Source organism: Pseudonocardia sp. NPDC049154 (assembly GCF_040648315.1).
GTDB lineage: Bacteria > Actinomycetota > Actinomycetes > Mycobacteriales > Pseudonocardiaceae > Pseudonocardia.
Map to the genome: position 1 here is coordinate 105,235 of NZ_JBEZDN010000011.1, position 16,333 is coordinate 121,567.

Genomic DNA, 16,333 nt, shown 5'->3' on the forward strand with positions numbered 1-16,333 from the left:
GGCACCCCTCGCGCAGTGCCTCCGCGTCCTCGGCTCGCTCGGCCTGCTCGGCTCCAGCCCGGTCGATGTCGTGACCGCGGGTGAGCTAGTTGTAACAGCAAGCGCGATCGGGGCGATCTCCGGTGCGGGGGACCTGTCTCTGCGCAGGTCTCCGTAGGGGGGCCCGGTCGAGGGGGCGGGCCTGCCGGGGCCCGGTCGTCAAGCAGCGTGCGATCGGGCTGACAGGTCGTCGGCCTTCGTGGAGGGCGTCCGGGCGGAGATCGCCGGTCCGTGGGGGCATGTGCGACTCGCTCAGCACGCCCCGCCCGCTCGGTCCGCTGCGCGACGACGCAGGGAACCCGGCCGTCGAATCCTGGGCCGGCGAGCACGCCGACCCCGGACTCGTGTCCTGGGAACAGGACGGACCGGACGGGCGTTGAGCCCGTGCCGTTTGCCGATCCCGGAGGTCCTGTGCTGCCGTCCCTGCACGACCAGGTCGACCGACTCGTCTCCCTCGGCGCCACCGCGCCGCTCACCCCCGAGGAACTCCGGATCGCCGTGAAGGCCCTGCCGGACCGACCCGGCCTGCTGGTCGTCGCGGGCGCGACACCCTCCGCGCTGACGCCCTTGCTGCGGCGTGGCGACAAGGCGGGGTTCGTGGTCGCCGACATGACGGACGTGGACGACTTCGCCCCGACCGTCGAGGTCCCGGACGCGCCGGTCCATCTGGTGGAGGGCCTGGACCGCGGCGACCACCTGGTGAACCGGAGCCCGGAGGAGGCCGCGACCGAGTTCGCCGGCACGGGCCGGACCCCGCTGCTGCTCACCGAGGGCGTGCAGTGGGTACTGCAGGACCCGGAGGTGCTGCAGCGCAACGTCTGCTTCATGACCATCGGCTCCCGCCTGCGCAAGCCCGGCGGGAGGTTCGACGCCCGCACCCCTGCCGTGTGGATCTCCAACGGGACCGGCCGGGACGGCAAGGAGAGGCGGAACGCTCCGAAGGTGGGGTGGTGCTGGTGGAACAACCGCCACACCTGGCTGGGCTTCGCCTCCGCGACGACCCGCACCACCTGAGTGCGCCCGCCCGACCCGCTCCGCTCGGCACGCCGGCGGCGGGTGATCACCGGTCGTCGACGGCGAGCGGGAGCTCCCACCGCCAGACGGGCCCCTCCTCCGGGTCCTCCACCTGCGCGGCCCGGGTGAAGCCGCACCGGCGCAGGACCGCGGTCGAGGGCCCCTCCTCGGCGAGGGTGTGGGCGATCATCCGGACCGCCCCGTGGGCGCGGGCCGAGGCGATCCAGGTCCGTGCGGCCGCGGTGGCGTGCCCGCGGCCGCGGCGACCGGGGGCCACGCTGTACCCGATCTCCACGACGCCGTCGGCCGGCGGGCCGGTGTACCCGCCGAGCCCCACCACCTCGGCGGCGTCGGGGTCGACGATCAGGTGGCTGAACCACTCGGGCGCGGCGCCGGCCGCGAGCACGTCCCGCGTGAACGCCAGCGCCTCGGGGAAGGCCAGGTAGCCGTCGGCGAGGGACAGCCCGTACTGCTGCGGGAACCGTTCGGGGGCCTCGATCAGCGTCGTGACCTGCTCGAGCGTCAGCGGTCGGACCTCGGTCCGTGTCCCTTCGCGCGCCGCGGCAGGCTCGCCGGAGGAGCCGAGAGGACCGGTCGATTCGTCGTCGGACAACGGAGGAGTACCCCACTCGTCGTCTGGCGCGTCGGCGCCAGTGGTGACCTCAGGAGAGCCCGGCGACGCTAGCGCCGCGCACACCCGGGCGGCAAGGCGATCGCGTGCCCGTCAAGGCCCGCTGACGATGATTTCGGGTCAGCCGTGCGGTCTACTTCCCCATGGGCACCCTCAGCTACACGATGAGCATCTCCCTCGACGGGTACATCGAGGACGTGACCGGCGGCATCGGCTTCTCCGAGCCGGACGAGGAGGTGCACCGCTTCGCCAACCAGCAGACCCGCGACACGGCGGCGTTCCTGTTCGGCCGCGGCCTCTACGAGGTCATGGAGGAGTTCTGGACGGCGCCGGAGCGGGCCGACGGGGGCGAGGTGGAGGCGGAGTTCGCTCAGCTGTACGTCGCGACGCCGCGGATCGTGTTCTCCGACTCGCTGGAGTCGGTCGCGCCCGGGTGCCGCCTGGTGCGCCGCGCCGACGCGGTCGACGAGGTGGTCCGGCTCAAGAAGGAGACCGACGGCGACCTGGCCGTCGGCGGCGCCGGTCTGGCCGCCTCACTGCTGGACCTGATCGACGAGTTCCGCCCGAGGGTGGTGCCGGCCTTCACCGGCGGCGGCAAGCCGTACTTCCCGCTCGGCGCCGACCTCCGGCTGCGGCTGGTCGAGCAGCGTGCCTTCCGCGGCGGCACCGTGTACCTGCGGTACGAGAGGATCGGCTGACTGCGGGGCAGGTCGGGCCGGATCAGCACCTGCGTAGGCACCTTCACGCCGCTGTCACCCGCGTCACACCGGAGCTCGTATTGCGCGACCGTGCCCGTCGTTCCACTCAGGTAGCTCGACTCCGGGGCGTTGCGGCGCATGGGGGGACCGGGGTGCCCGACGCCCCGGAGTCGGGCACCCGGGACGTTCCCGAGGCCCGGGCGGGTGAGTCCGGAGTCCCGGTCCGTGCCGCTCCTCGCCGGGCAGGCCCCGCGGCAGGGGTGCCGGTCGACCCGAGTATCCGGGAGCCGTCCGGCCGCCGACACGTCGTCAGGAGCAACCGTCCCGTCCCGCGCACGACCGATGGCCCTAGCCGGTGGGTGCGGGCGGCGCGGACGGTGGCCGCCGCTGTCAGGAGCCGGGCGCAGATCCGCAGGCGCGTGAGGGGGGACCGACCCCCTCACGCCCGTGCGCTCTCTCGCCCGCCACACGACCGAGGAGGCCGCGATGAGCACGACGGATGTCCAGAGCACGAAGGCCGGCGCAACCGAGACCCTCGCGACGACCGACATGAAACTCGAGGTCGTCGTCCTCCCGGTCTCCGATGTCGACCGGGCGAAGCAGTTCTACGGCAGCCTCGGGTGGCGGGTGGACCGCACGCCACCCGGCGTCGTCCAACTCACCCCGCACGGCTCGGCGTGCTCGGTGCACTTCGGCCCGGATCTCACCGCGGCCGCGCCCGGGTCGGGCAAGGAGTACCTGGTCGTCACCGACATCGAGGTCACGCGCGACGCGTTGACCGCCGCGGGTGTCGAGGTGAGCCCGATCTTCCACATCGGGCCGGACGGCCCGGTCGACGGCCTGGATCCGGAGCGGCGCAGCTACTTCACGCAGGCCACGTTCAGCGATCCGGACGGCAACGTCTGGGTGCTGCAGGAGGTCACCACCCGACTGCCCGGTCGGGTCGAGGCCACGGAGACGGCGTTCGCCTCGACCGCGGACCTGGCCGCTGCGCTGCGGCGGGCGGAGGCCGCGCACGGTGAGCACGAGAAGCGCACCGGGCAGCGCGACGAGGACTGGCCGGACTGGTACGCCACCTACATGGCCGCGGAGGTGGCCGGGACCGAGCTGCCGACGTGAGCACCCGCAGGAGCGACCACGACGTGATCGTCCTGGACGGCGGTGCACCGCGCTCGCGGTGACGGCACCGGTCGTCCTCGTCGTGCCGGACGGGAGACCTATGGCCCTTACGTCCATCTGCCCTGCTCCCGACGCTGCAGGGGCACACGAGCTGCTGCGCGGAGTGGGGAGAGCGATGGTCGAGCAGACGAGGCCCGGCGCCACGACCGGTGCCGCGGACGGACATAGTGGGCGACGGTTGAGCGGCGGGGTGATCGCGACCCTCGTGGGCGCAGGGTTGCTCCTGATTTTCATGATCCAGAACACGGCGCCGGTCACGCTGCGGTTCCTCTTCTGGAGCTGGTCCTGGCCACTGTGGTTGTTCACCCTGGTCACCGCGCTGCTGGGAGCGTTGGTGTGGTTCGGGCTGGGCGTCCTGCGCCGCCATCGGCGCCGAGTGGCTCGCCGTGCGGAGCGCTGAGGTTCTGCGGGGGTGACGACACGCGGTGATCGGGGTGCTGGTCGGCCCTACTGCGCCGCGTGCTCCTGGGAGAGCCTCGGGAGATGGACAGGCAGCCGGTCCACGAGGAGATGGAGCGGGCTCGGGCCGACTTCGTGCGGCTCGTCGCCGATGCCGGCGGTGAGGAGCTGCGCGCGTCGTCCGCCGGTACACGGTGGTCGAACCGGCAGTTGCTCTTCCACATGGTGCTCGGCTACGTGATCATCCGTGCGCTCGGGAACCTGGTCCGCCTGTTCGGCCGCCTCCCACGTGGCGCGAGCCGACGGTTCGCAGCCGCGCTGGACGCCGCCACGCCGCTGTTCGACCAGGTCAACTTCGTGGGCTCCTGGGCGGGCGGGCAGACGCTGACGCCGGCTCGGATGAGCCGCCTGCTGGATCGGACGGTGGCGAAGCTGCACCGGCGGCTCGACGCCGAGTCCGAGGCGGACCTCGAGCGTGGGATGCACTACCCGACCCGCTGGGATCCGTTCTTCCGGGACTACATGACTCTCGCCGACGTCTACCGCTTCCCGACCCAGCACTTCGAGTTCCACCGCCGTCAGCTCACCCTCGGGCCTCGCAGCCCCGAACGCCGTGCGGCCGGAGGGTGAGCCGGCTCATCTCGATGTCGGTCGACGTTCACCGCACGCCCACTTGTGCGCTTGCTTCGACGACAGTGAAGATAGATGAGTGTCGAACCTGCTGTCGCTGATCGTCCTCGTGCCCGCCCGCTCCCCGCTGCGCAGCACCTGCACCCCCACCGGAAGTGACCTCCCCGCATGAGTGCCACCCCCGACACCGCCGCCGGGCGGCCCGGCCAGGCCGATGAACCCGTCGTCACGAAGCTCTCCACCCTCGACCGGTTCCTGGCCGTGTGGATCCTCGCCGCGATGGCCGTCGGCCTCGGCGCCGGACGGCTGATCCCCGGCCTGGGCGAGGCGTTGGACGCGATCTCGATCGACGGCGTCTCGTTGCCGATCGCCCTCGGCCTGCTGATCATGATGTACCCGGTGCTGGCGAAGGTCCGCTACGACCGGCTCGGCACCGTCACCGGCGACCGCCGGCTGCTGACCACCTCGCTGGTGCTGAACTGGGTCTTCGGCCCGGCGCTGATGTTCGCCCTGGCCTGGCTGCTGCTGCCGGACCTGCCGGAGTACCGCACCGGGCTGATCATCGTCGGGCTCGCCCGATGCATCGCCATGGTCATCATCTGGAACGACCTGGCCTGCGGCGACCGCGAGGCCGCCGCCGTCCTGGTGGCGATCAACTCGATCTTCCAGGTCGTCGCCTTCGCCGGGCTCGGCTGGTTCTACCTGTCCGTGCTGCCCGGCTGGCTCGGGCTGCCCCAGGCCGACCTGAACGTCTCCGCCTGGCAGATCGCCTGGTCCGTGCTGATCTTCCTCGGGATCCCGCTGGTCGCCGGCTACCTCACCCGCCGCTTCGGGGAGAAGGCCAAGGGACGCGCCTGGTACGAGGAGAAGCTGATCCCGCGGATCGGGCCGTTCGCGCTCTACGGGCTGCTGTTCACCATCGTCGTCCTGTTCGCCCTGCAGGGCGACGCCATCACCTCCCGACCGCTCGACGTCGCCCGCATCGCGCTCCCGCTGCTGGCCTACTTCGCGATCATGTGGCTGGGCTCGCTCGCGCTGGGCAAGGCCGTCGGCCTGGGCTACGACCGCTCCGCGACCCTGGCGTTCACTGCCGCGGGCAACAACTTCGAGCTCGCCATCGCCGTCGCGATCGCGACCTTCGGCGTCACCTCCGGCCAGGCCCTGGCCGGCGTGGTGGGCCCGCTGATCGAGGTCCCGGTGCTCGTCGCCCTGGTCTACGTGTCCCTCGCCCTGCGTAGGCGTTGGTGGGGCGCCCACGCCCGCGCGAGCCGCTGACCGCACCGCGCTCGCCCAGTCCGAAGGAGTCCTCATGCCCGACGTCCCCGAGGTCCTGTTCGTCTGCGTGCACAACGCCGGCCGCTCGCAGATGGCCGCCGCCCTGCTCGACCACCACGCCCGGGGCCGCGTGCACGTCCGCTCCGCCGGCTCCGCGCCCGCCGACACCATCAACCCGGCCGTCCGCGAGGTCATGGCCGAGCTCGGGCTGGACCTGTCCACCGAGTTCCCCAAGCCGCTCACCGACGACGTCGTCCGCGCCGCCGACGTCGTCATCTCGATGGGCTGCGGCGACGCCTGCCCGGTCTACCCCGGCAAGCGCTACCTCGACTGGGAGCTCACCGACCCCGCCGGCAAGAGCCCCGAGGAGATCCGCCCGATCCGCGACGACATCGACGCCCGCGTGAAGGCCCTCCTCGCCGAGCTCACCAGCCCCGCCGCCGCCCAGTGACCACCGCGACGCCGTCGGAGCTGTTCGTCTGCGTTCGTACCGGCGGCAGGTTCCAGATGGCCGCCGGGCTCACGCGGAAGGCCGTGGGCGAGCTCCTTCCGGCCGAAAGGGAAGTCTGAGAGGCTGCGTCCTCGCTGCGCTGCCGTCGTCAGTCCTCGGCAGGGCGCGGCGCAGACGCCAGGAGCGGCGGAGACATGACCACCACCGGCGGTGCGGGGACGGCCGAGCCCGTCACCGAGCAGATGTGGCGCGAGGTCGTCGCGCAGCTGCGCGCGTACGTCGGGCGGCGGATCGCGGACCCCGGCCGCGCCGAGGACCTCGTCGCCGAGATCCTGCTGCGGATCCACCAGAACCTGGGCTCGGTCGACGACCGGGAGCTCCTCGCGCACTGGGTGTCGCGGGTTGCGCGCAACGCGGTCATCGACGAGTACCGGCGGGCCGGTCGGGCTCGCGAGCAGCTCGTCGCGGCACCCGAGGACCGCGTCGGCGAGGAGCCCGACGACTCCGACGACGTGCTCGACGAGCTCGCCCATTGCCTGCGGCCGCTGCTCGGCGGGCTCCCGCGCGAGCAGCGCCGGGCCGTGGAGATGATCGACCTCGACGGTGTGGGGCAGGCCGAGGCCGCCCGCCGTGAGGGGGTGTCGCTGTCGGGGATGAAGTCGCGCGTCCAGCGCGGTCGGCGCCGGCTCGCCGAGCTGCTCGGGCAGTGCTGCACCCTGACGCTCGACGCCCGCGGCGTCCCCATGGACTACGAGCCCCCGTCGGGTTCCGATCGCGGCTGCGGCTGCGGCTGCGACTAGCCCCACGGCCCCCCGGCAGCCGCCCCGTCCCGGCCGCGTCCGACGGGTCAGCCGCAGCAGCTGACCTGCTCGCCGCCGCCCGCCGCGCAGCTCAGCTCGCACACCGAGGTGGACGCACCCTCGGGGTTGGCCGGGTTGTCGTCGGTGACGGCGTAGAACTCCCAGAAGCCCAACGGCACGTCCGGCGCGGTGACGAACACCTTGTGCTGCTCGGCGTTGCAGCACACATCCTGCTGGGCGACCCGCGTCTGCAACCCGGCCTCGACGAACCGTGCCAGCGCCCCGTCGACCTGCGCGGAGGTCTCCGCCTCGACACCGAGGTGGTTGAGCCCGCCACCGGCGCCGGGGTTCTCGATCAGGACCAGCTTCAGCGGCGGATCGGCGATCACGAAGTTGGTGTAGCCGTCGCGCCGCTTGTGCGGGGCGACCCCGAACAGCCGGGTGTAGAACGCCGTCGCCTCGTCGATGTCGTCGACGTCGAGGGCCAGTTGGACTCGCGTGGTGGCCATCGTGGGCTCCTTCCGGGAAGGGATTGGTGTGTCGCCCTCACTGACGTCGGACATGACGAACGGACGCAGCCGAGTCACACGCCTCGCGGGGGTGCAGCGCCTACCGCACCGCGCGCCGGCTGCGTCCCTGGCCAGGAGTCGACATAGGTACGGGCATGACTGGTTTCGTCCGCGCACTGACCGCCGTGCCGGCCCGGCGGTCGGCGTGCGCCACGCCGTCGCCTTCGGGCAGATCCGACTGCAGGGCGTGTGAACCGGCGGCTGCGCCCGAGCGGCGACCCTGCGTCGGCTGCCACGCGCTGACCTACCCAGAAAAGAGGTCGTCCCTCAGGCGGTTCGGGTGCGTCCTTCCGCCGGGTCCGCCGTCAGTCAGACGTAACCATGGGCCGACCTCCGACCAGGGGCACCGAGATGACCGCGACCGCCGACGACACCCGCTACAGCACGAACGACCCGACCACCGAGCAGGTCTGGCGGGAGTTCGGCGCGCAGCTGCAGACGTTCGTCAGGCGCCGGATCACCGACCCCGAGCGCGCCGACGACGTGCTCGGCGAGATCATGCTGCGCATCCACCGCAACCTCGACCGCGTCGAGGACCACGAACACCTCACGCGGTGGGTCTACCGGATCACGCGCAACGCCGTCATCGACGAGTACCGCCGCGCCGACCGCGAGCGGGCGCGCCGCGGGGGTGTCCTGCTCGACGACATGCCCGAGAGCGCCGTCAGCGCCGAGGACGAGCCGCCGTCCGCGCTCGCCGAGCTCGCCGTCTGCATGCGTCCGCTGCTCGAGCGCCTGCCTGCCGAGCAGCGCCGGGCCCTGGAGCTGTCCGACCTCGACGGGCTGACCCAGACCGACGCGGCCCGGCGCGAGGGCGTGTCGGTGTCCGGGATGAAGTCGCGGGTGCAGCGCGGCCGGCGCCGCCTCGCCGAGCTGCTCGACCGGTGCTGCCGGCTCACCCTCGACGCGCGCGGCGTGCCGATGGACTACAACCGACCGACGGACTGTCGCTGCGCATGACCTCCATCGGGAGCGATGGCCGACCCGCGACCGGGTCGCTCACCGGGCGGCGAGTGGCTAGAGCCAGCCATTGCGGCGCAGTCCGAAGTAGAGCAGCCCGCCGAGGACGAGGATGAGCACGGTGCTCGTGACGAAGCCCCAGGGCTGTTCGAAGCCCGGGTAGGGGACGTTCTGTCCGTACCAGCCGGTGATCGCGGTGGGGACGGCGATGATCGCGGCCCAGGCGGCGAGCTTGCGGGTGATGACGATGAGCTCGTTGCCCTGCTCGTTGAGGTTGCTCTCGAGGATGCTGGCCACGTGGTCGCGCGTGCTGTCGACGGTCTCCGCGGCTCCCAGCACGTGGTCGTAGACGTCCTGGAAGTAGGGCGCGAGCGTGGGGTTGGTCAGTGGGATGTTCTCGTCGTCGCGCAGTCCTGCGTCCGATGGCTCGCCGCACTGCGTCACGGCCGTCGACCGCCTGGGGGCCGGGCCGGGTTGTCGGTGGTGGGCCCGCTCACTCCGCCCAGAGCGTTCACATCGATCTTCGGCCCTGTTCACCGGCGGATGCGATAGTGGACCGCCTGCTGGGCGAGCACCTCGACCTCCTCGACCTCCTCGACCTCCTCGGCCGCACCCGCGAGACCGTCCTGGAGGAGGTGCTGGGTGAGTAGGACGACGTGGGCCAGCGTGCGTTCGTGGAAGCCGCTCGGCAGGGGGCAGCTGCGCGTGGTCGGGCAGACGCTGCCGCCCCGCGAGCCGTCAGCGACGAACTCGGCGCCGTGCTGCACCCCGTCGACGAGGCGCACACCCCGGATCCGACAACGCGTGTCGGCCTCACGATGCCGCGGCCTGCGCTCCGAGGTCTCCCCGCACGGCCGGAGCGCGGCGGCCTCGGGCTCGCGGATCGGCACGGTCTCGAAGGCGGGAGGTCAGGGCGTCGGCTCGGCTGCCGGGTCTGCGATGGAGCGGCGGGTTGGGCGTGCGGTGGCGGCGATGATCGGGATGATTGCCAGGGCGACGACCCCGCCGGCGACGGCGAGGGCCGGGAAGCCGGCCACGGCGACGACGACGCCGGAAGCAAGCCCGCCACCGGCTCCGGCGAGGGCGACGCCGACGTCGACGCTCCCCTGCGTGGTGGCGCGGCGCTCGAGGGGCACGGAATCGGTGATGATCGCGGTGCCGCTGAGCAGCCCGACGTTCCAACCCAGGCCGAGCAGGGCGAGCGCGACGGTGAGCAGGACGACCGAGTCGGTGGGTGCGGTGGCGGCGAGGACGCCGGCGGCGAGCAGGGTGACCCCGGACAGGGCGGCGACGACGATGCGGCCGTACCGGTCGACGAGCCAGCCGCTCAGTGGAGAGGGCAGGTACATCGCGGCGACGTGCACGGCGATGACGGCCCCGGCCGCGCCGACGCCATGGCCGTGAGCGGCCATGTGCACCGGGGTCATGGTCATGATCGCGACCATCACGAGTTGCGTGAGCACCATGATCGAGGCGCCCAGCGCGACGCCGCCCGACCCTCCTGCGGCGCGTTCTCCCGTGGGGGCCGTCGTGGTCGACCCGGCGCCCTGCCCGAGCGTGTCGCCGATCGTGACGACGGCCGCGCGTTCGCGGGCAAGACGGAGCGGATCGGGGCGCAGCAGCAGACCGAGGACGAGTGCGGCGAGGAGGTAGGCGGCGCCGGAGAGCAGGAACGGGCCGGCCAGCGGCGGGATGCCCCAGGCCGCGGCGAGCCGCCCCATCGGGGAGACGAGGTTCGGGCCGAGCACCCCGCCGAGGGTGGTCGCCACCAGGACGGTGCTGACCGCGCGGCCGCGGCGGGCCGGAGCGGCGAGATCGGCCCCGGTGTAGCGGGCCTGCAGGTTGGTCGCGGTGCCGGAGCCGTAGACGACCATCGCTGCGAACAGCAGTGGGACGCTGTCGGTGACGGCGGCGAGGACGACGCCGGCGCTGCCCGCGGCGCCGGCCGCGTACCCGGTGGTCAGGCCGGGCCGGCGGCCGAAGCGTTGCGAGAGCCGACCCACCCCGGCGGCGGCCGCGGCCGAGCCGACGGTGAACAGTGCGATGGGCACCCCGGCCAGGCTGGTGGTGTCGAGCATGTCCTGGGCCAGCAGGGCGCCGACGGTGATCCCGGCGGCGAGCCCGGCACCGCTGAGGACCTGTGCCAGGACGAGCGTCCGGAGGATGCGACGCTGCTCCGGCGGCTCGGTGAGCTCCGCTGCCGAGCCGGGTTCCCGGTCCTGCGCCGGATCGTCGGCGTGCTGGTCGGTCATCGACCGGCCTGGCCGGCGACGGGCCGACCGGACAGGCGCCATTCCAGGAAGCCGTCGGTCAGGCGCACCGCAGGCCGGCCGTGGGCGGCGAGCAGTCGGACCGCGTCGTGGGAGAACACGCACAGGGCGCCGCGGCAGTAGGCGACGATCTCCTGGTCGACGGGGATCTCCTCGAGCCGGGCGGCGAGCTGGTCGATCGGGATCGAGATCGCGCCCGGGATGTGCCCGGCGGCGAACTCCGGCCCGGGTCGCACGTCGAGGACCACGGCCCGCCCGTCGGTGACGCGACGCAGCAGCTCCTCGCGGGTGATCTCCTCCGTGTCGTCGGGTCCGAGGTAGGCCTGTGCGGCGGGTCCGACGTCGGCGATGTGGGCGCCGGCCACCTCGCGCAGCCGCAGCCACAGCTCGGCGACGTCGTCCCCGGCCAGGGCGTACTCGATCGTCGTGCCGTGTCGGGTCGTCCGCACCAGCCCGGCGTTCTTGAGCGCCTGCAGGTGCGCCGAGGCCGTCGTCAGGCCCAACCGTGCGGTCGCGGCGAGCTCGGCGACGCTGCGGGGACCCTGCGCGAGCAGGTCCAGCAGCTCCAGGCGCTTGCCGTTGCCCAGCGCCTTCCCGACCCGGGCCAGCTGCGCGAACAGCGCACCCTTCGCCGTCTCGTCCGCCACCGCCCTCAACTCCTCCATAAATCCATGGAATACCGTAGCATCACGTGCTCCTGCCGCTGTGTCGAAGAGAGCCAGCCCAGTCTCGGGACGGTGAGAAGCGATGGTCGCGCCTGACAACGTGCGAGTGCACGCGGTGGTCGACGAGGGGCTGGGCAACTCCAGCTACCTGCTCGACCTGGGCGACGGGTCGGCGCTGGTGGTCGACCCGCCGCGGGACCTGCGCGCGGTGCACGCCCGGGCTCGCGCGGAGGGGCTGCGGATCCGGTTCGCCGCCGACACCCACCTGCACGCCGACTTCCTCTCCGGCGCGGTGCAGCTCGCGCACGACGAGCGGGCGACGGTGCTGGCCTCGGCCGCCGGTGCCCGGCGGTTCCCGCACCGCGGGCTGCACGACGGCGACGAGGTCGACCTCGGTGGGCTGCGGCTGACCGCGCTGGCCACCCCGGGGCACACGGACGAGCACGTGTCCTTCCTGATCTCCGACGGCGCCTCTCCGGCCGGCGTGTTCACCGGCGGGTCGCTGATCGTCGGCTCGGCCGCGCGACCCGATCTGCTCGGCCCGGCCCGCACCGACGAGCTGGCCCGCGCCCAGTTCGCGTCGCTGCGTCGGCTCGCCGCCCTGCCCGCGGCGACGGCCGTGTGGCCCACCCACGGCGCCGGATCGTTCTGCTCGGCCCCGCCGGGGGCGCACCGCACCTCCACGATCGGCCGGGAGCTGGCCACGAACCCGCTGCTCCGCCTGAACGAGGAGCAAGACTTCGTCGAGGCCCTGCTCGGGTCTCTGGGCAGCTACCCCGCGTACTTCCGCCGGCTGGGCGCGATCAACCGGCAGGGCCCGGCCGTGCTCGACACGGAGCGCGCCGGCACCCTCACCGCACTGTCGGCGTCGGCGGTCCGGCGCCGGCGCGCGGAGGGCGCGACGCTCGTCGACGTCCGCCCGGTCACCCAGTACGCCGCGGCACACATCCCGGGCTCCCTGTCCAACGCGCTCCGCGCCCAGTTCGCCACCTGGCTGGGCTGGGTCGTTCCCCCCGGCAGGGACATCGTCGTCGTCCGCAACCCGGACCAGGACCCGGCCGACATCGCCTGGCCCGCCCTCAACATCGGCGTGGAACGAATCGTCGGGGAGCTTGCCGGAGGACTCGACGCCTGGATCGCTGCCGGGTACGACACCGCGGTCATCCGCGTGCTGCGCTCGGAGCAGCTCGACCCCGGGGCCCTGCGCGTCCTCGACGTCCGTCAGACCTCCGAGTACCTCGCCGGCCACCTGCCGAGCGCCGGCCACGTCGAGCTCGGTTCACTGACGGGCCGAGCCGCTGGACTCGTTCCTGTCCCGACTGCGTTCATGTGCGGGCACGGCGAACGCGCCGCCACCGCGGCGAGTCTCCTCGAGTGCGCCGGACGCCAGGATCTCGCCGTCGTCGTCGGCGGTCCGCAGGACTGGGCCGACGCCGGCGGGCGGGACCTGGTCACCGGCCCCGATGGCGGAACCGTCACCGACGAACGGTGATGTGCGCGTCCGCGAGGGCCCTGCCCGTCCGGCTCGGACTGCGCGAGAACCTCGGGCAGTTCACGCTGCTCGCCCTGGTCAACCTGCTCGTCGGCGGCATGGTCGGCCTCGAACGCACGATCACCCCACTGGTGGGGGTACAGATCTTCGGGCTCGGCGACCTCACCGTCGCCCTGTTCGTCATGGCCTTCGGCGTGACGAAGGCGGTGACCAACCTCGTCGGCGGCGCGGTCGTCGGCCGCTACACCCGCAAGGGGGTCCTCGTCGCCGGATGGATCGTCGGCCTGCCGGTGCCCTTCCTGCTCGCCTACGCCCCGAACTGGTGGTGGGTGATCGCCGCGAACGTTCTGCTCGGCGTCAACCAGGGCCTCACCTGGTCGATGACGGTCAACATGAAGATCGACCTCGTCGGGCCGACCCGCCGCGGCCTGGCCCTCGGGATCAACGAGACCGCCGGCTACCTCGGCGTCGCCGTCACCGCGCTGGCCACCGGCTACCTCGCCACCGCCTACGGACTCCAACCCGCACCCGAGCTCCTCGGCGCCGCCTACGCCGTCGCCGGGCTCGTCCTCACCGTCACCCTGGTCCGTGACACCAGCGCGCATGCCAGGCTGGAGGCCGAACAGCACCACGCACACCGGCGTGACGACGCGCGGGACCCCGCCGGCAGGTCCGGAGCGACCGCTGCTCCGGGGCTGGGCACGATGTTCGCCGAGCTCACCTGGCGCGACCGGAACCTGACCTCGATCAGCCAGGCCGGCCTGGTCAACAACCTCAACGACGGCCTGACCTGGGTCCTGCTCCCCGTACTGCTCGTTCAGGCCGGCGTCTCGATCGGCGGGGTCGGCGTCATCAAGGCCCTCTATCCGTTCATGTGGGCCGTCGGCATGCTGGGTACCGGGCATCTCGCCGACCGGATCGGTCGCAAGATCCCCGTCGTCGCCGGGATGGCGACCCAGGCCGTCGGGCTGCTGATCATCGTGCTCGGACTGTCCCAGGCCTTCCTCGCCGGGATGATCGGGTCGTTCCTGCTCGGTGTCGGCACCGCGCTCGTCTATCCCGCCTTGCTCGCCGCGATCAGCGACGGCGTCCACCCGACCGCCCGAGCGGCCGCCCTCGGCGGCTACCGCTTCTGGCGCGACGTCGGCTATGCCGTGGGCGCGCTCGTCGGCGGCGTCACCGCCGCCCTGGCCTCCCTCGAGGCCGCCGTCCTCGTCGCCGCGGCACTCACCGCCGCCTCCGCAGTGTGGAGCCGGCTGGCCATGCGCAGCGACCGTCGCCGCAGATGAGCAGAGTGCCGTCAGTCGCCGATGCGCCTGGCGAGTTGGGGGAGCCCGGGCCCGGACAACTCGGGCGTGATGCCCGGGCGGCCGGCGAGCGCCATGAGCAGCGCCTCGCCCGGCCCCGTGACCTCCGGTCCCTCGCCGGTGGTCCAGTCGAGATCGGTCGCGGTCAGGGTCAGCCCGCGGATGCGCTTCCTCGCCCTGATCGGCGGGGCGGTCCTGGCGTAGTCGAGGGCGACGTCGAGCCGGTCGGCAGGGATGGAGCGGGGCAGGCCGAGGGGACGCCGGATGTCCTGCTGGTGGATCATCCCGTCGGTCAGCGCGATCCGGCCGCCGAAGCCGGCGGTCAGCCCCCGGGGCTGCAGGTTGTTCTTCGCCAGGGCGATCAGCTCGTCCGGGCTGCGGCCGGCGTAGGCGGCGACCCCGATCTCGTTCGCCCGTCGCGGTCCGCCGCGCAGGAACCGTCCCACCAGCTGGCGACGGCTGAGCTCGTCGTAGCTGAACATGTGCGCCACCACCTCGCGGACGCACCACTCGCTGCACAGCGTCGGGGCCTCCCACTGCTCCGGGGTGAGCGTGACGAGCAGGTCGACCAGTTCGCCGCGCTCCTCGCGGGCCATCGCCATCGTGTCCACGGTGTGCATCGAGAACCTCAGCCCTGCTCGGCGACGGTCTTGGCGAACCCGTCGAGCAGCAGCGCCCAGCCGCCACCGCCGTTGATCGCATCGTTGATCGCCTGCCCGCCGTCGAGCCGTTCGAAGTAGCGGTGCGCGACCTCGACCACGCTCTCCTGCGGCCCGGAGGCGGTGAACCGGGCCTCGATCTCGCTGGCCTTGTCCGGGTCGGGGTCGAACCGCCAGGAGCCGTTGATCTGCCAGGTGAACACCAACCGGTGCGGAGGCTCCCAGACCAGCACTCGGCCCCAGTCGCACTCGCTGCCGTCGACGCCGCGCTCGAACCAGCGCCCGCCGGCGCGGGGCTCGAGCACGACTTCAGCGACGTCGGCCTGTCCGATGTGGTACTGGCGCGGCCACCACGTGTTGATCGAGGCGGTGAACACCTCGAAGGCTCGCTCCACCGGGACAGCCAATGAGACCGTGCCGGTGATGGGTGGGATGGGGGCCGTGCCGCTCATGGGTTCTCCGTAAGGTTGTTGATGTTCGGGATGAGGTGTTCCGGACGCCCTTGACGGCGGGGTGTGGCTCATGGGTTCTTGCCATGTGGTGGCTTCGGAGGAGTTTCACCTCGCCGTTTCGGACGCCTTGGCCGCTGATTGAGATCTGCGCACGGTCGCTGTTGACGGAGCTGCAGGCAGGGACGGCCACGGGCTGTCGAACGGCACGAGAAGGAGCCGGCATCACGTGGCGGGCAAGAAACTCTGGGTCGGGATCGACGTCGGGAAAAGAGCCCATCACGCCTGCGCGGTCGACGAGCACGGCACGACGGTGTTCTCCCGCAAGGTCACCAACTCCCAGGCCGCGATCGAGGACCTGATCACCCGCACCACCAGCAAAGCCGGACAGGCCGGACAGGTGGTGTGGGCGGTGGACATGACCTCCGGGTCGGCCGCTCTGCTGATCGCACTGCTGGCGGCCACCGGCCGGCCGCTGCGCTCGGTGCCGGGCCGGCTGGTCAACCGGATGTCCGGCGCCTACCCCGGGGAAGCCAAGACCGACGCCCGCGACGCCCGTACCATCGCCGAGACCGCCCGGCTGCGCACCGACCTGACCGAGGTGGCCGTGCCCGACCAGATCGTCGGGGACCTGCAGGTCCTCACCGCGCGCCGCGAGGACCTGATGGCCGACCGGGTGCGCGGGGTCAACCGGCTCCGCGAACTGCTCGGCTCGATCTTCCCCGGCCTGGAACAGGCCTTCGACTACACCACCCGCTCGGCGTTGATCCTGGTGCGCGGCTACCAGACCCCGGCCGCGCTGCGCGCGGCCGGGGTCGACCAGGGCGCCGCGTTCCAGCGGGAGCA

The 16,333-nt window shown here is 72.6% G+C and carries 20 protein-coding genes; 12 read left to right on the forward strand and 8 right to left on the reverse strand.

Annotated elements, in window-relative coordinates; all coding sequences use genetic code 11:
• The first annotated feature begins 450 nt into the window (after positions 1-450).
• The gene (locus tag AB0B41_RS09005; protein ID WP_358200679.1) at positions 451-1,053 is read left to right on the forward strand and encodes a DUF5701 family protein; all 603 of its coding nucleotides are present in this window, start codon (positions 451-453) and stop codon (positions 1,051-1,053) included.
• A 46-nt stretch (positions 1,054-1,099) separates the two neighbouring features.
• Here the strand turns inward: AB0B41_RS09005 and AB0B41_RS09010 are convergent, their stop codons facing one another.
• On the reverse strand, positions 1,100-1,666 hold the full coding sequence (locus AB0B41_RS09010) for a GNAT family protein (RefSeq protein WP_358200681.1): 567 nt from the start codon (positions 1,664-1,666) through the stop codon (positions 1,100-1,102).
• A gap of 161 nt (positions 1,667-1,827) precedes the next feature.
• Here AB0B41_RS09010 and AB0B41_RS09015 point away from each other — a divergent pair, with 161 nt between their 5' ends.
• The 7 genes from AB0B41_RS09015 (at position 1,828) to AB0B41_RS09045 (ending at position 7,116) form a co-directional block, all read left to right on the forward strand.
• On the forward strand, positions 1,828-2,382 hold the full coding sequence (locus AB0B41_RS09015; protein WP_358200683.1) for a dihydrofolate reductase family protein: 555 nt from the start codon (positions 1,828-1,830) through the stop codon (positions 2,380-2,382).
• Between the two features lie 486 nt (positions 2,383-2,868).
• Positions 2,869-3,501 carry a VOC family protein gene (locus AB0B41_RS09020; RefSeq protein ID WP_358200685.1) on the forward strand — a complete coding sequence of 211 codons (633 nt, stop codon included), beginning with the start codon at positions 2,869-2,871 and terminating at the stop codon, positions 3,499-3,501.
• Positions 3,502-3,793: 292 nt separating this feature from the next.
• A complete protein-coding gene (locus AB0B41_RS09025; protein ID WP_358200687.1) occupies positions 3,794-3,961 on the forward strand; it encodes a LapA family protein in 168 nt (55 codons plus the stop codon).
• An 83-nt stretch (positions 3,962-4,044) separates the two neighbouring features.
• Positions 4,045-4,590 carry a DinB family protein gene (locus tag AB0B41_RS09030; protein WP_358200690.1) on the forward strand — a complete coding sequence of 182 codons (546 nt, stop codon included), beginning with the start codon at positions 4,045-4,047 and terminating at the stop codon, positions 4,588-4,590.
• 168 nt (positions 4,591-4,758) lie between these two features.
• Positions 4,759-5,865 carry an ACR3 family arsenite efflux transporter gene (arsB, locus tag AB0B41_RS09035; RefSeq protein WP_358200692.1) on the forward strand — a complete coding sequence of 369 codons (1,107 nt, stop codon included), beginning with the start codon at positions 4,759-4,761 and terminating at the stop codon, positions 5,863-5,865.
• A 34-nt stretch (positions 5,866-5,899) separates the two neighbouring features.
• The gene (locus AB0B41_RS09040) at positions 5,900-6,316 is read left to right on the forward strand and encodes an arsenate reductase ArsC (RefSeq protein ID WP_358200694.1); all 417 of its coding nucleotides are present in this window, start codon (positions 5,900-5,902) and stop codon (positions 6,314-6,316) included.
• A gap of 194 nt (positions 6,317-6,510) precedes the next feature.
• On the forward strand, positions 6,511-7,116 hold the full coding sequence (locus AB0B41_RS09045; RefSeq protein ID WP_358200695.1) for a sigma-70 family RNA polymerase sigma factor: 606 nt from the start codon (positions 6,511-6,513) through the stop codon (positions 7,114-7,116).
• A 47-nt stretch (positions 7,117-7,163) separates the two neighbouring features.
• On the opposite strand, the gene AB0B41_RS09050 is transcribed toward AB0B41_RS09045, so the two are convergent.
• Positions 7,164-7,625, reverse strand: coding sequence for an ArsI/CadI family heavy metal resistance metalloenzyme (locus AB0B41_RS09050; RefSeq protein WP_358200697.1), 462 nt, complete (start codon positions 7,623-7,625; stop codon positions 7,164-7,166).
• Between the two features lie 411 nt (positions 7,626-8,036).
• On the opposite strand from AB0B41_RS09050, the gene AB0B41_RS09055 reads away from it, so the two are divergent.
• Positions 8,037-8,645 (forward strand): sigma-70 family RNA polymerase sigma factor, encoded by a 609-nt coding sequence (locus tag AB0B41_RS09055; protein WP_358200699.1) that lies wholly within the window; start codon positions 8,037-8,039, stop codon positions 8,643-8,645.
• A 57-nt stretch (positions 8,646-8,702) separates the two neighbouring features.
• On the opposite strand, the gene AB0B41_RS09060 is transcribed toward AB0B41_RS09055, so the two are convergent.
• From AB0B41_RS09060 to AB0B41_RS09075, 4 genes are all read right to left on the reverse strand, one after another.
• On the reverse strand, positions 8,703-9,089 hold the full coding sequence (locus AB0B41_RS09060; RefSeq protein WP_358200701.1) for a CorA family divalent cation transporter: 387 nt from the start codon (positions 9,087-9,089) through the stop codon (positions 8,703-8,705).
• Positions 9,090-9,178: 89 nt separating this feature from the next.
• Positions 9,179-9,430 (reverse strand): hypothetical protein, encoded by a 252-nt coding sequence (locus tag AB0B41_RS09065; RefSeq protein ID WP_358200704.1) that lies wholly within the window; start codon positions 9,428-9,430, stop codon positions 9,179-9,181.
• Positions 9,431-9,553: 123 nt separating this feature from the next.
• Entirely contained in the window at positions 9,554-10,897 is a 1,344-nt protein-coding gene (locus tag AB0B41_RS09070) for an MFS transporter (RefSeq protein WP_358200706.1), read from the reverse strand.
• Entirely contained in the window at positions 10,894-11,562 is a 669-nt protein-coding gene (locus AB0B41_RS09075; RefSeq protein ID WP_358200708.1) for a metalloregulator ArsR/SmtB family transcription factor, read from the reverse strand. Before AB0B41_RS09075 ends, AB0B41_RS09070 begins: the two co-directional genes overlap by 4 nt.
• Positions 11,563-11,662: 100 nt before the next feature.
• On the opposite strand from AB0B41_RS09075, the gene AB0B41_RS09080 reads away from it, so the two are divergent.
• Both AB0B41_RS09080 and AB0B41_RS09085 read left to right on the forward strand, forming a co-directional pair.
• Entirely contained in the window at positions 11,663-13,072 is a 1,410-nt protein-coding gene (locus AB0B41_RS09080; protein WP_358200710.1) for a rhodanese-like domain-containing protein, read from the forward strand.
• Positions 13,072-14,361, forward strand: coding sequence for an MFS transporter (locus AB0B41_RS09085; protein ID WP_358200712.1), 1,290 nt, complete (start codon positions 13,072-13,074; stop codon positions 14,359-14,361). Before AB0B41_RS09080 ends, AB0B41_RS09085 begins: the two co-directional genes overlap by 1 nt.
• Before the next feature lie 11 nt (positions 14,362-14,372).
• On the opposite strand, the gene AB0B41_RS09090 is transcribed toward AB0B41_RS09085, so the two are convergent.
• Positions 14,373-14,999, reverse strand: coding sequence for a maleylpyruvate isomerase family mycothiol-dependent enzyme (locus AB0B41_RS09090; RefSeq protein ID WP_358200714.1), 627 nt, complete (start codon positions 14,997-14,999; stop codon positions 14,373-14,375).
• A gap of 8 nt (positions 15,000-15,007) precedes the next feature.
• Positions 15,008-15,490: an SRPBCC family protein gene (locus AB0B41_RS09095; RefSeq protein ID WP_358200716.1), complete on the reverse strand. Its 483-nt coding sequence runs from the start codon at positions 15,488-15,490 to the stop codon at positions 15,008-15,010.
• Positions 15,491-15,716: 226 nt separating this feature from the next.
• Between AB0B41_RS09095 and AB0B41_RS09100 the strand changes: the two genes are divergently transcribed.
• Positions 15,717-16,333, forward strand: a 617-nt coding sequence (locus AB0B41_RS09100; RefSeq protein WP_358200719.1) for an IS110 family transposase, incomplete at its 3' end; no start/stop codon positions are given.